General features: G+C 62.2%; 16 protein-coding genes. 3 read left to right on the top strand and 13 right to left on the bottom strand.

Translation table 11 applies throughout. From position 1 onward, the window contains the following. Positions 1-123: 123 nt before the first annotated feature. Positions 124-1,158 (bottom strand): aspartate-semialdehyde dehydrogenase, encoded by a 1,035-nt coding sequence (locus tag D1227_RS03055; RefSeq protein WP_119375721.1) that lies wholly within the window; start codon positions 1,156-1,158, stop codon positions 124-126. 176 nt (positions 1,159-1,334) lie between these two features. Between D1227_RS03055 and D1227_RS03060 the strand changes: the two genes are divergently transcribed. Continuing rightward, positions 1,335-1,718 (top strand): nuclear transport factor 2 family protein, encoded by a 384-nt coding sequence (locus D1227_RS03060; protein WP_233349433.1) that lies wholly within the window; start codon positions 1,335-1,337, stop codon positions 1,716-1,718. Positions 1,719-1,741: 23 nt separating this feature from the next. Here D1227_RS03060 and leuB read toward each other — a convergent pair whose 3' ends face one another. The 11 genes from leuB to D1227_RS03110 form a co-directional block, all read right to left on the bottom strand. Next, positions 1,742-2,797 carry a 3-isopropylmalate dehydrogenase gene (leuB, locus tag D1227_RS03065; protein WP_119403720.1) on the bottom strand — a complete coding sequence of 352 codons (1,056 nt, stop codon included), beginning with the start codon at positions 2,795-2,797 and terminating at the stop codon, positions 1,742-1,744. Between the two features lie 54 nt (positions 2,798-2,851). Continuing rightward, complete coding sequence (locus D1227_RS03070; protein ID WP_119403721.1) at positions 2,852-3,148, bottom strand: putative quinol monooxygenase; 297 nt, start codon at positions 3,146-3,148, stop codon at positions 2,852-2,854. Next, entirely contained in the window at positions 3,145-3,291 is a 147-nt protein-coding gene (locus D1227_RS19880) for a hypothetical protein (protein WP_158586553.1), read from the bottom strand. Before D1227_RS19880 ends, D1227_RS03070 begins: the two co-directional genes overlap by 4 nt. Before the next feature lie 15 nt (positions 3,292-3,306). Continuing rightward, a complete protein-coding gene (gene leuD, locus D1227_RS03075) occupies positions 3,307-3,939 on the bottom strand; it encodes a 3-isopropylmalate dehydratase small subunit (protein WP_119403722.1) in 633 nt (210 codons plus the stop codon). Between the two features lie 9 nt (positions 3,940-3,948). Further along, entirely contained in the window at positions 3,949-4,791 is an 843-nt protein-coding gene (locus tag D1227_RS03080; RefSeq protein ID WP_119403723.1) for a VOC family protein, read from the bottom strand. Positions 4,792-4,803: 12 nt separating this feature from the next. After that, positions 4,804-5,790, bottom strand: coding sequence for a cysteine synthase A (gene cysK / locus D1227_RS03085; protein WP_119403724.1), 987 nt, complete (start codon positions 5,788-5,790; stop codon positions 4,804-4,806). Between the two features lie 102 nt (positions 5,791-5,892). Beyond that, positions 5,893-7,290, bottom strand: a complete 1,398-nt coding sequence (gene leuC / locus D1227_RS03090) for a 3-isopropylmalate dehydratase large subunit (RefSeq protein ID WP_119404020.1) — start codon at positions 7,288-7,290, stop codon at positions 5,893-5,895. A gap of 143 nt (positions 7,291-7,433) precedes the next feature. Beyond that, positions 7,434-8,837: a hypothetical protein gene (locus D1227_RS03095; RefSeq protein WP_119403725.1), complete on the bottom strand. Its 1,404-nt coding sequence runs from the start codon at positions 8,835-8,837 to the stop codon at positions 7,434-7,436. 303 nt (positions 8,838-9,140) lie between these two features. Beyond that, positions 9,141-9,704: a 50S ribosomal protein L19 gene (gene rplS, locus D1227_RS20440; protein ID WP_119403726.1), complete on the bottom strand. Its 564-nt coding sequence runs from the start codon at positions 9,702-9,704 to the stop codon at positions 9,141-9,143. Next, positions 9,691-10,419: a tRNA (guanosine(37)-N1)-methyltransferase TrmD gene (gene trmD / locus D1227_RS03105; protein ID WP_119403727.1), complete on the bottom strand. Its 729-nt coding sequence runs from the start codon at positions 10,417-10,419 to the stop codon at positions 9,691-9,693. Before trmD ends, rplS begins: the two co-directional genes overlap by 14 nt. Positions 10,420-10,455: 36 nt before the next feature. Next, positions 10,456-11,076 (bottom strand): J domain-containing protein, encoded by a 621-nt coding sequence (locus tag D1227_RS03110; protein ID WP_119403728.1) that lies wholly within the window; start codon positions 11,074-11,076, stop codon positions 10,456-10,458. A gap of 76 nt (positions 11,077-11,152) precedes the next feature. Here D1227_RS03110 and D1227_RS03115 point away from each other — a divergent pair, with 76 nt between their 5' ends. Both D1227_RS03115 and D1227_RS03120 read left to right on the top strand, forming a co-directional pair. After that, on the top strand, positions 11,153-11,386 hold the full coding sequence (locus D1227_RS03115) for a BolA family protein (RefSeq protein WP_233349431.1): 234 nt from the start codon (positions 11,153-11,155) through the stop codon (positions 11,384-11,386). A gap of 97 nt (positions 11,387-11,483) precedes the next feature. Continuing rightward, positions 11,484-11,867, top strand: a complete 384-nt coding sequence (locus D1227_RS03120) for a hypothetical protein (RefSeq protein WP_119375734.1) — start codon at positions 11,484-11,486, stop codon at positions 11,865-11,867. Here D1227_RS03120 and D1227_RS03125 read toward each other — a convergent pair whose 3' ends face one another. Continuing rightward, on the bottom strand, positions 11,868-12,296 hold the full coding sequence (locus D1227_RS03125) for a hypothetical protein (protein WP_119375735.1): 429 nt from the start codon (positions 12,294-12,296) through the stop codon (positions 11,868-11,870). Positions 12,297-12,306: the final 10 nt, after the last annotated feature.

Raw genomic sequence — 12,306 nt, forward strand, 5'->3', positions numbered from 1 at the left:
CTGTTTCTTGCGGCCAATGCTGCTCTTGGAAAGTGCCGGCCGCCAAAAGAAAAAGCGCTGCCCGGACAGGCAGCGCTTTCAGTCTTTTGAGGTTTGGCGGGTGCCCCCGCCTTTGCCCGTTTTCTAGGCGTTCACGCTCTCAGGCTTCAGCACGCCGCGCTTGATCAGCTCCTCGGCGATCTGGACAGCGTTCAGCGCTGCGCCCTTGCGAAGATTGTCGGCCACGACCCAGAGCGACAGGCCGTGCTCGACCGTGTCATCCTTGCGGATGCGCGAAACGAAGGTTGCCCATTCACCGGCGCATTCGACCGGGGTGATGTACTGGTCTTCTTCCGGATTATCGATCACTTGCACGCCATCGAAATTGCGCAGGGCCTCACGCGCCTCTTCCGGCGTGATCGCCTTGTTGAATTCGATGTTCACCGATTCCGAGTGCCCGACGAAGACCGGAACACGCACACAGGTGACCGTCAGCTTGATGGCCGGGTCGATCATCTTGTGGGTCTCGTTCCACATCTTGGCCTCCTCGTCTGTGAAGCCATTGTCGAGGAAGGAACCGATCATCGGGATCGCATTGAAGGCGATCTGGCGCGGATACTCCTGCGGTTCGGGCTGGTCGTTGACGAAGATGCCCTTGGTCTGGTTCCAGAGCTCGTCCATGCCCGCCTTGCCTGAGCCGGACACCGACTGGTAGGTCGAGACAACGACGCGCTTGATGCTGGCGGCATCGTGCAGGGGCTTCAGCGCCATGACGAGCTGCGCTGTCGAGCAGTTCGGATTGGCGATGATGTTCTTCTTGGAATAGCCGAGCACATCCTCGCCATTCACTTCCGGCACGACCAGCGGGACGTCCGGGTCCATGCGCCAGGCTGAGGAATTGTCGATGACGATAGCGCCGGTCTTGCCGATTTTCTCTGCCCACTGGCGCGATGTGCTGCCGCCAGCTGACATGAGGACGACATCGACCTTTGAGAAGTCGAAGTCATCGAGGACCTGGCATTTCAGCTTGCGGTCACCATAGCTGACTTCACGGCCGACCGAACGGCGTGAGGCGACAGCGAAGACGTCATCTGCGGGAAAATCGCGCTCTTCCATGATATTGAGGAGCTCGCGACCCACATTTCCGGTTGCGCCGACGATTGCGACTTTGAGTGCCATATTGTCTGTCCTTTTCCGAAGCGCCCCCAATAGCCGAGAAAAGGCCGCTTCTCAATCAATTGTCAGTCTTTTGCGTCAGCGGCCCGAATGGCCGCGCCGCAGTCTCAGGCTTGATTTCACCTGCATGTAATGCACTTTCGGCAAATGTTGAGTGCGCCACCTGTAACGCATCACCGATGGAGACGATCCTGATCGAAGACGTGATCTCGAAATATATCAAATCCTACAACTCCCGCGATATCGAGGGCATGCTCGATTGCGTGACCGAGGATGTCGTCTTCGAGAACATCTCGAACTCCGGCCAGACCATGACGCTTGAGGGGCGGGACAAGATGGGCGAGGTCGCCGAATTGTCCGGAAACGCCTTCTCATACCGGCGCCAGAAGCTGGTCAGCCTGGTGATCGGCCAGGGCAAGGCCGCCGCCGAGATCGAGTTCGAGGGCAAGGCAGCTGTCGACCTGCCGAATGGCGTGAAGGCTGGCGAGACGATCAAGGTGCGCGGGGCGAGCTTCTTCGAATTCCGCGGCCAGCTGATGAGCCGGATTGCCGATTACAGCTAGGATCAGGTCGCCGTTCCGCGTATCTACAGACAGTCGATAATCGCGTCCGTCATGGCGGTGGTGGACATGTCGCCGCCAAGGTCACGGGTCTTCGCGCCGGATTTCAGCGCGTCGGCGACGGCTTTCATCACCCGGTCGGCGGCGTCCGGGCGGCCGAGCGACCAGCGTAGCGCCATCTCCAGCGACAGGATCGCCGCGCACGGATTGGCAAGGCCCTGCCCTGCAATGTCCGGCGCCGAGCCGTGAACCGGCTCGAACAGGCCGGGCGTGCCTTCAATGCCGAGGCTCGCTGATGGCAGCATGCCGATCGACCCCGTCAGCATGGCCGCCTCGTCCGACAGGAGATCCCCGAACAAATTGTCGGCGAGGATCACGTCGAACTGCTTGGGGTTGCGCACCAGCTCCATCGCGCAGGCATCGGCCAGCATGTGGCTGAGCTCGACACCCTCGCCGAAAGTCTTGTGGAGCGCGGTCACTTCCTGGCGCCAGAATAGGCCGCTTTCCATGACGTTTGATTTCTCGACCGAGCAGACCCGGCCATCGCGGCCACGGGCGATTTCGAAGGCGACACGGGTGACGCGCTCGATTTCCGGCGCGGTGTAGACCGATGTGTCATAGCCGCGGCGCACACCGTTCTTGTCAGTGTCGATGCCGCGCGGCTGGCCGAAATAGACCCCCGATGTCAGCTCGCGCACGATCATCAGGTCGAGCCCCTCAATGCGCTCGCGCTTCAGGCTGGAGGCATCGACCAGCGCTTCGAAACAATAGGCAGGGCGCAGGTTTGCAAAGACATCGAGGCCTTTGCGAAGGCCCAGCAGGCCCATTTCCGGGCGCTTGTCGCGGTCAACGTCGGCCCATTTGGGTCCGCCAACCGCACCCAGAAGGACCGCGTCAGCCCGCTTGGCCCTGTCCAGCGTCTCATCGGTGAGCGGCACGCCCGAGGCGTCGATGGCCGCTCCGCCCACAAGGGCACTTTCAATCGTGACGTCCGGAGCAACAAGTTCGGCGATGCGCTGAGCAGCCGCGGTCACTTCAGGACCGATGCCGTCACCGGGGAGGAGGAGGAGTGTCTGTGTCATGTCGGATGTCGCTTTAGGCGGGGATGGTGCGCAATGTCCAGACCGGACTTGCGATCAGATATCTTCCGGGTCGGCTTCATAAAGGCGCAGGGACCGGTCGGTCAGTCCGAGACCGGCTATCACACTGCGCCAATGGGCCATATGGGGGCTGGCGAAATGCGCCTTAAGCGCCTCACGGCTTTCCCAGCGTTCTGCGACCCGCACAAGGCCCGGATCCAGCATGTCGATGGCGTAGGCATAGTCGATACAGCCCGGCTCGGCGCGGCTCGCCTTGATCATCGCTTCCATTTCGGGCCGGGCTTGTTCGATGCGGGCGGGATCGATGCGCACGGTGCCCTCGATGACAATCATTCCGGATCCTCGGGCGGATAGGTCGGGTTGTTGACCTTGTCCGGGTCGATATCGACCTCCGGCTCGGTCGACAGAACATCCGTCGCGCAGGCGGTTGCGAAGAGCAGGCTGGCAATCAGGGCAAGAACGGTCTGGCGTTTCATGGCGGTCGAACGGCCCTAGCTGGCCTCGGCAGCAAGCCAGGGCATGGCCGACTTGCGGCGCGTTTCGAAATCTTCGATGGCGCTCGCGGCATTCAGCGTGTGGCCGATCTCGTCCAGGCCCTCCAGCAGGTTTGCCTTGCGCCCGGGGTCGACTTCAAAACTGATCTCCTGGCCATCCGGCGTCGTGATGAGCTGGTGCTGCAGGTCGACGGTGAATTTGTGGTTCGCGCCGCCGGCCTGACCGGCGAGCTGCTCGCAGATCTCGAAGGGGAGCTGGATCGGCAGGATGCCGTTCTTGTAGCAGTTATTGTGAAAGATATCGGCGAAGGAGGGGGCGATCACGCAAGTGATGCCTTGGTCCAGCAATGCCCATGGCGCATGTTCGCGCGAGGAGCCGCAGCCGAAATTCTCGCCTGCAATCAGGATGCCCGCCTTGGCATAGGCCTGCTTGTTCAGCACGAAGTCCGGATCCGGGCTGCCATCAGCCTTGGTCTTGAGTTCATAGAACAGACCCTCCGACAGGCCCTCGCGCTCCGTCGTCTTCAGGAACTGCTTGGGGATGATCATGTCGGTATCGACATTGGCCATCAGCCGGCCGTGATGGGTCAGCGGAGCGGCGGTGGAGGTCAGGGTCGTGAAGGCTTTCATGCAGGCTCTTTATCGCGGCGAATGTGAAATGAACAGGGTCGGCACGCCAAGTGTGCCATTCCGGACGGTGAAGACCGAGGAACCGGGTTTCCGGCCGGTACGGATGTCTGAGATGTCGAGGCCGGTTTCGCTTAGGCGGGCATGGGTGGCGGCAAGATCGTCAACCGCCCAGGTCAGGCCCCATATCGAGTCTGGCCCATCGGGATCATGCGCCTCACCAAGCCGGTGAATAACCTCGAAGGTGAGCCCGCCTGTCGTGAAAAAGAGAAAGCGCGTTTTCCACTGCTCAGCCGTCCGATCAAGTCTCAGATCAAGACCCAGCTTTGCGCCATAGAGGCCGAGGGCCCGATCAGGATTCGGCGTGTTGATCACGATATGGTCGAGTGACTGCACCGCGCCAGACGCTGGCTTGGCGATCTTGAGTGCGGATTCCGGCTGCAGGATGAAGGTCTTGATTCCGGCCATGGCTTCATCGCTGCAGCGGAAGCGTTTCCAGCGCCGGACGGAGGAATCGCCGAGATTCGTGCTTTCGCCATCCGTAATATCGTCGGGCATAAGGCCCCTGCGGGCGAGTTTGTGGTGCGTTCCGGCAATATCGCCGGTCCGGAAGGCAAGACTGGTCAGCCCGGGGCCGCGCTCCGCGATGATTTCGCGCAATCTGTCGGCCACCGGGCCGGCCCCGTACGGGGCCATCAGTTCTAAGGCTGTATTCTGGACGCTGAGCAGTGCTGTAGCGGCGCCGTCAGCCCTGGCCCGCCAGCTGGGCTCACATCCGAGAAGTGAACTGTAGATGGCCACACCGGCCTCGATCTCCGGGCAGACAAGGACGATATGGTCGAGTGCGTCTATCATTCGGGCGTCGCCTCAGATTCCTTCGAACAAGGCCGTCGAAACATAGCGCTCGGCAAAGCTCGGCAGGATCGCGACGAGCGTCTTGCCCGCAAATTCCTCACGCGCCCCCACCTTTGCCGCGACCGCAGCGGCCGCGCCGGACGATATCCCGCCCGGAATCCCTTCAAGGCGCGCAAGTTCTCTCGCCGTGGCGAAGGCTTCCTCATTGGTCACGGTGACGACTTCATCAATCAAGCTGGTATCGGCATTCTGCGGAATGAAGCCCGCGCCGATGCCCTGAATCATGTGCGGGCCGGGCTCATGGCCGGAGAGGACCGCGCTGTCTTCAGGCTCAATGGCGATCATCTGCAGCGATGGCTTCTTTGTTTTCAGGACACGGCCACAACCGGTCAGCGTGCCGCCCGTCCCGATCCCGGCAATCACGGCATCGACCGCCCCGCCTGTATCCTCCCAGATTTCCAGCGCGGTTGTCTTCTCGTGTATCGCCGGATTGGCCGGATTGTCGAACTGGCTCGGCATGGCAGCGCCGGGCGTTGTCTCGATAATCTCCTGCGCCTTGGCGATAGCGCCCTTCATGCCCTTTTCCTTCGGCGTCAGGACAAGCTCTGCACCGAGAAAGGCGAGCATCTTGCGCCGTTCGATGGACATGGATTCCGGCATGGTCAGGATCAGCCTGTAGCCGCGATTGGCGGCGGCGAAAGCCAGGCCGATACCGGTATTGCCTGAAGTCGGCTCGACCAGGGTCGACTTGCCGGGGGTGATCGTGCCCGCCGACTCCATTGCGAGGATCATGTTGAGACCGATCCGGTCCTTCACGCTGGCGAGCGGATTGAAGAACTCGCACTTGAAGAAAAGATCCGCCTTGATGTTCTTCGCAGCGGCGAATTTCGGCGCGGCGACGAGTGGCGTCGAGCCCACGGTTTCAAGGATGGAGGCATAGGTGCGCCCGCGCGGGCCATCCAGAGTCACCCCACCGGTCAGGTCAATTGTCTTGGTCATGTCGTCTCTCCCTCTGGGATCTATATGTCAGGCGGGAGCGAAATAGGCCAGCTGAACCGGACCGGATGGACACGGCCCTCACATCTGACTGGCCTGCCGGTCCTAGCCGATCACGCCATTGATCGCAGCGCGGGCTGCCAGCGTCGGGCTCATCAAATGCGTGCGACCGCCCCGGCCCTGCCGGCCCTCGAAATTCCGGTTCGAGGTTGAGGCGCAGCGCTCACCCGGGGCGAGGATGTCGGGGTTCATGCCAAGGCACATGGAGCAGCCCGGCTCGCGCCATTCAAACCCTGCCTCGATGAAGACCTTGTCGAGCCCTTCGGCTTCGGCCTGCGCGCGCACAAGGCCGGAGCCCGGTACGACCATGGCGCGAACGCCCTCGGCAACCTTTGAGTTTTCGGCAATTCTTGCCGCTGCGCGCAAATCCTCGATACGGGAATTGGTGCAGGATCCAATAAACACACGCTGCACCGGCGTACCTGTAATCGGGGCGCCGGGCTCAAGGCCCATATAGTCGAGCGCGCGCTCGGCAGCCGCTTTCTTGACGGGGTCGCGCATGCTCGCCGGGTCCGGCACCTTGGCCGACAGCGGAATCGCCTGTTCCGGGCTCGTGCCCCAGGTGACGGTGGGCTCCACCTCTTCGCCGCGGATTTCGATGACGCGGTCCCACGCGGCGTCCGGATCGGATTTCAGCGTGCGCCAGTGATTGAGCGCCATGTCCCAGGCCGCACCCTTGGGCGCCGAAGGACGGCCTTTCATGTAGTCGAAGGTCTTTTCGTCCGGTGCAACGATTCCCGCGCGGGCGCCGCCCTCGATGGAGAGGTTGCAGAGCGTCATCCGCCCTTCCATGGACAGCGCTTCGACGGCGCTGCCGCGATACTCCATGACATGACCGGTCCCGCCAGCGGTCCCGATGACGGCAATCAGATGCAGGGCGAGGTCCTTGGCGGTCACGCCTTCGCGCAGCTCGCCGCTGACCTCGATCGCCATGTTCTTCGACTTGCGCGCCCGCAGCGTCTGCGTGGCCAGAACGTGCTCGACCTCGGAGGTGCCGATGCCATGGGCCAGGGCGCCGAACGCGCCATGGGTGGAGGTGTGGCTGTCGCCGCAGACAATGGTCATGCCGGGCTGGGTACGGCCCTGTTCGGGGCCGACGACATGGACGATGCCATTGTTGATGTCGCCCATCGGGAAAAACTCGATGCCATACTCGGCGACATTTCGGGTCAGCGCCGTCAGCTGGTTGCGGGCGGCTTCGTCCTTGACCCCGGCGAGGCCAGCGGCCTGGTTTTCGGTCGGTGTATTGTGGTCGGCAACGGCGAGTGTGAGTTCCGGGCGGCGCACGCTGCGCGCATTGGCCTTCAGGCCCGCAAAGGCCTGCGGGGTCGTCACCTCATGAATGAGGTGCAGGTCGATATAGACGATCGATTCACCGGTGTCCGGATCGGTCCGGACGACGTGCGCATCCCAGATCTTGTCGTAGAGTGTCTTGCCTGCCATGGGGTCCACTTCCTGTTGCGGCGCAAAACACCATGTCTCATCCGAATAGGCAAGATATGCCTCGCGGCGCGTTACAGCAGACGCCAAAAGGGCCAGCCTTGCGGGCCGGCCCTTGTTTCAAGGATGAGTCTTGCGATGGCGGCCTAGTTGCAGCCGCAGCTCTCGCCGACCTGCAGCACAACCAGTGAGGCGCGGCGTGTTTCGTAGCGTGTCGGGGCGGTGACGGTCTCTGTCACCGGGTTCGGATAGCGATACTCGACCGGCTGGATAATGCGGCGCGTGACCGGCTGGATCACATGGCGCTCGGTCACCGCGTCGAAATAGGTCTCGCTGACCTCTTCGCGATACTCTTCGGTCACCTGCTCATGATAGGTCTCGCGGGTTTCCGGGATTAGCTGCATTTCCATGCGGACCGCGCGGCGCTCTTCCTCATAGCGGGTCGGGGCCGTGATGGTCTCGGTCTGCGGACGCAGGATGCGGCGTTCGACCGGCTGGACATTGGTGATGACAACAGGCTGGATCACGGTGCGGCGGATCTGGTCGGCATACTCGTCCTGCACTTCGAGAACGGTGCGCTCGGTGACCTTCGGGATGATCTTTTCCTGGACAGGCGCGACCTGTTTGGTCTCCACGCGCTTGGCCAGACGCTCTTCCTCGTAGCGGACCGGATTGGTCACCGTTTCCGATTGCGGGCGCAGGATGTGACGCTCGATCGGCTGCACCTGCGTGCGAATGACCGGTTGGTAGATGTTACGCTCGGACACGGCGTCGACAACGGTTTCGTTGACGTCCTCGCGATGGGTTTCATTGACCTGTTCGGTGATCGTTTCCTTCACCGGCGGGACATCGTCGGCTTCGATGATGAGCGGCGCACGGCGGGTCTCGTAGCGGGTGTCGTTGACGATTGTTTCGGTGACGGGGCGCAGAATACGGCGCTTGACCGGCACGATGGTGGTGCGCTCGATCGGCTGGATCACGTCGCGGCGGGTGACGACGTCATAATAGGACTCCGTGACGTCCTCGACTTCCTCAACGGTCACATCCTCGGTGACGGTTTCGCGGACAGGCGGGACCGGGTCCTTCTCATAGCGGACTGGCAGGCGCTCTTCCTCATAGCGGGTCGGCTCGGTGATATCCTCGACGCGCTCATTGACAATGCGGCGTTCGACCGGCTGGATGATGGTGCGCTCAACCGGCTGGATGATGTCGCGCCGGGTGACGGCGTCGAAATAGGTGGTCGTTTCCTCGATTTCGGTTTCTTCGGTGACCTGCTCCTCGACAGTCTCGCAGCAAAGCTCGCTGTCGACGGCCTTTTCCGGCCCGCCGAGATAGCGCACATCGGCCGGGCCCTCATTGCCGCTGCGCCTGACAATGTCACGGACCTGTTCTTCGGTCAGGATGCGCTCGTCGGTGTCGGAGCCGGCCGGCACATAGCGCTGTCCGACCGCTTCCTTGTCCCAGGTGCCCTTTTCGCCATCGGCCTGGGCGGTCAACGGAAGCGCTGCAATCAGGGCGGCACTCAACAGAAGTTTCGAGTTCAACGTCATTCTACTTTCCCCGTTGCGAGAGGGCCGGCTCTGCGGCCATCGCGTTCAACTCTTTGTTTCGTATACGAAACGAACGCCCAGAACCGAAGGCAATTCGCGTCGCAGGCGAGCGGGCAAACCTGCCGGGCCTGTCCGATTCCGGGAAAAGCCTGCCGTAATGCCTGTTCTGAGGACCGAATTGCAAGCGCTGTGCCGAGGTAAATTCGGCGTCAAGCATGTCGGGATGCCGCCCGGGAACCGGCCAAGAAAAAACCCCGCCGGTTGAGGGCGGGGTTCGATCTGTCTTGCGAAAAAGGAAGCGGCCTATTCCTCGGCGCCGCCTTCTTCTTCAGCGGCCTTGGCTTCGGCCTCAGCAGCGGCTGCAGCGGCCGCCTCTTCCTTGCGCTTGGCTTCCTCGCGCTCGGCGCGGTCCTTGGCAGCCTGCTCCTTGCGGGCGGCTTTCTGCTCGGCGCGCTGGCGCTGACGCTCGGTCTTGGAAACGGTGATTTCCTGGGTCTCGACGCCGTGGCCGGTGGTCCGCTCTGCGATACGGGCCGACTTGCCGCGCAGGTTGCGCAGGTAATAGAGCTTCGCGCGGCGGACATGGCCCTTGCGCTTGACTTCAATGCTTTCGATCATCGGCGAGACGACCGGGAAGACACGCTCGACGCCTTCGCCGAACGAAATCTTGCGAACCGTGAAGTTCTCGTTGATGCCGGCACCGGCGCGGGCAATGCAGACGCCTTCAAAACGCTGCACGCGCTCACGGTCGCCTTCGCGAATACGCACGTTCACGGAGACCGTGTCGCCGGGTGAAAACTCCGGAATGTCCTTGCCGGAAGTGACGCGGGCCACTTCTTCAGCTTCGAGCTGCTCAATCATGTTCATCGTCCGTCTCCGACGCTCGTAAATCTTGCCCGTTGAGGTAAGCGGCCCATAAATCGACACGGCGGGCTTCTGTCAACAGTTTACTGCGGTTGAGCCGCCATTCGGCGATCTTCCCATGATCTCCCGAGAGCAGCACCTCGGGCGTGCCCTCATTCTCCCACACGCGGGGCAGAGTATATTGCGGGTATTCCAATAGCCCGTTCGAGAAGCTTTCATCTTCGAGCGAAGCCTTGTTGCCCGCAACGCCCGGCAGCAGCCGCACCGTGCTCTCGATCACGGCCTGCGCAGCGGCTTCGCCTCCGGCAAGCACGAAGTCGCCGAGCGAGACCTCGATCATGTCCCGCTTTTCGATCACCCGCTCGTCGAGGCCCTCGAACCGCCCGCAAAAGCAGATCAGGCCCGGCCCGGCGGCGAATTCGCGCGCCATGGCCTGGTCGAACCGCTTTCCGCGCGGGCTGAGATAGATGAGCGGGCGGTCATTGCGCTCCAGGCTGTCGATCGCAGCGGCAGCCACGTCCGGGCGCAGCACAAGGCCGGCCCCGCCGCCTGCGGGGACTTCATCGACCTGGCGATGCTTGCCAAGGCCGAACGTCCTGAGATCGGTCACATCCAGCGACCAGATGCCCTCGGCCCTGGCGCGCCCAAGAATGGACACGTCCAGCAAGCCGGGAAAGGCCTCCGGAAAGAGGGTGATGATCGAGACGTCGAAGGACATGGGCGCTTTGTGCAGGAAAAAGCCGGCTTGAAAAGCCTAGCCCTTCATCATGCCCGCCGCCTTGAGCGTTTTGCCGGCGCGCAGGACACGGGCCAGCATGTGCTCGGTCGAGCGGTCGCCGCCATTCGAGTCGGGGTGAAACTTGCGGATATATTCGCTGTAGCGCGTGCGGATCTCGACGGCTGTTGCCCCCGGTTCGAGGTCAAGCTCTTGCAGGGCACGGTTGGTGACACCCGCGGATTGCTGCTCCTTGCGCCGGGCCTTTCGGGCGGCAGAGTTCTCTTCGAAGAAGTCCCGGCCCCGCCAGTGGCGAGGGTCGTGCGCTTGAGCGGCCTTGTCCTTGCCCATCGGGCCGGTGCCGAACTTCCAGGTCTTGCGGAAGCCGTGGCGCGCCATTTCATTGAACTGCGCGAGTTCAGCCTCGGACATGCCGGCGAAGAAGTCGTAATTGCGATTGTATTCACCGGCATGCGCCTGGCAGAACCAGTAGACACCTTCGAGCCCGCGCGGCTTGGGCGCCGGATGCGAGCCGGCCAGGTCGCAGCCTTCCCGATGACACTCGCGTGTCTCGGCTGCTTTCTGCCGTTCGGTATCCTCCTTGGGCGGTTTGACCCTTATATCGGTGAACTTCACACGGTATGAGAATGCGTCAGCCATGGCGCAGGAACATAGTGCGTAGACGTTAACGAGGCTAGAATTGACAAGCAGATCAGAACGGATTCGGACCCGGTTAATGCAGGTTTTTTCCCCGTCATCGCTGGAAGTGATCGATGACAGTGCAAAACATGCGGGCCATGCCGGTGCCAGCCCGGAAGGCGAGACCCACTATACAGTGAAGATCGTTTCCAGCCAGTTTGACGGCATGAACCGCGTCGCCATCCAGCGTGCGGTGAACAAGGCGCTGGCCGAGGAATTCGAAGCCGGGCTGCATGCGCTATCGATAAAGGCGCGGTCGGAAACGGCTTAAACGAAGCTTACCGGGCAATCGGAAAATTCCATTTGTTTCACCGAACAAGCGTTAAGGGCTTTGGGTTATGGTCGGATCCAAGAAGAGGTCCTGTCCCATGTTCCTGAGAACAGCTCCGAATCCCCATGACCAGGGTCGTCCGGCCCGGGTGGTCCGCTTCCAGCAGGAAGAGGACCGCGTATTTGCGATCGACGCTGACGAGCTGCATCGCAATCCGAAACTCCTGAACACGTTCAGCCGGCACCACGAATTCACGGCCCGGGCGCTCGATGCGGTGGCCTATGCGATCCTGATTGCGTCCGTCATTGCAGCCTTCGCGATAGCCTGGTGGATCGTCATTCCGGGCCTCGTGGCCTGCGTCCTGATGATTGCGGTCAATCGCAAGCGTGCCGGTGAAGTCGCGATGCGCGCCGCCCGCCGCTCGACCGAGGCATTCCTCTACCTGCATACAATCGGCGTGCTCTGGCTGGTCCAGCAGTAGCTAGATCCGGGCGATGGCCAGTGCCGTCGCGATCACGGCCACCAGCGTAAAGATCAGCGTCAGCGAGACGGCCACGACGCGTTTTGTCTTGTCGCGGGCGCGAATGCCCTTCGGCGCCTTCTCGGCCTTGGTGCGCGGGGCGAGCGTCCAGCGGTTGGAGAAGAAGCCGCCAGCGGCCAGCGCGCCAACAATGCCCGCACCGACGGCTCCAGACAGAAAAGCCAGCGCAGACGCGGCCAACAGAACAAAGGCAACATGTCCGGAGGCGTTGACCAGCAACAGCCGGACATGGCCGTCAGCGCGGCTGTAGTCGAGCCGGTCATATGATGTGTTCGGCGCCACAATGGCGGCAATCCAGGCGCAGCCGCTGGAAAATCCGAACAGCGCGATCGACAGCGCCTGAGCCAAATCCCGCAATCCGTCCAGCATCCTCGATGTG

The sequence above is a fragment of the Henriciella mobilis genome, from assembly GCF_003576315.1.
In the GTDB taxonomy this organism is placed as follows: domain Bacteria; phylum Pseudomonadota; class Alphaproteobacteria; order Caulobacterales; family Hyphomonadaceae; genus Henriciella; species Henriciella mobilis.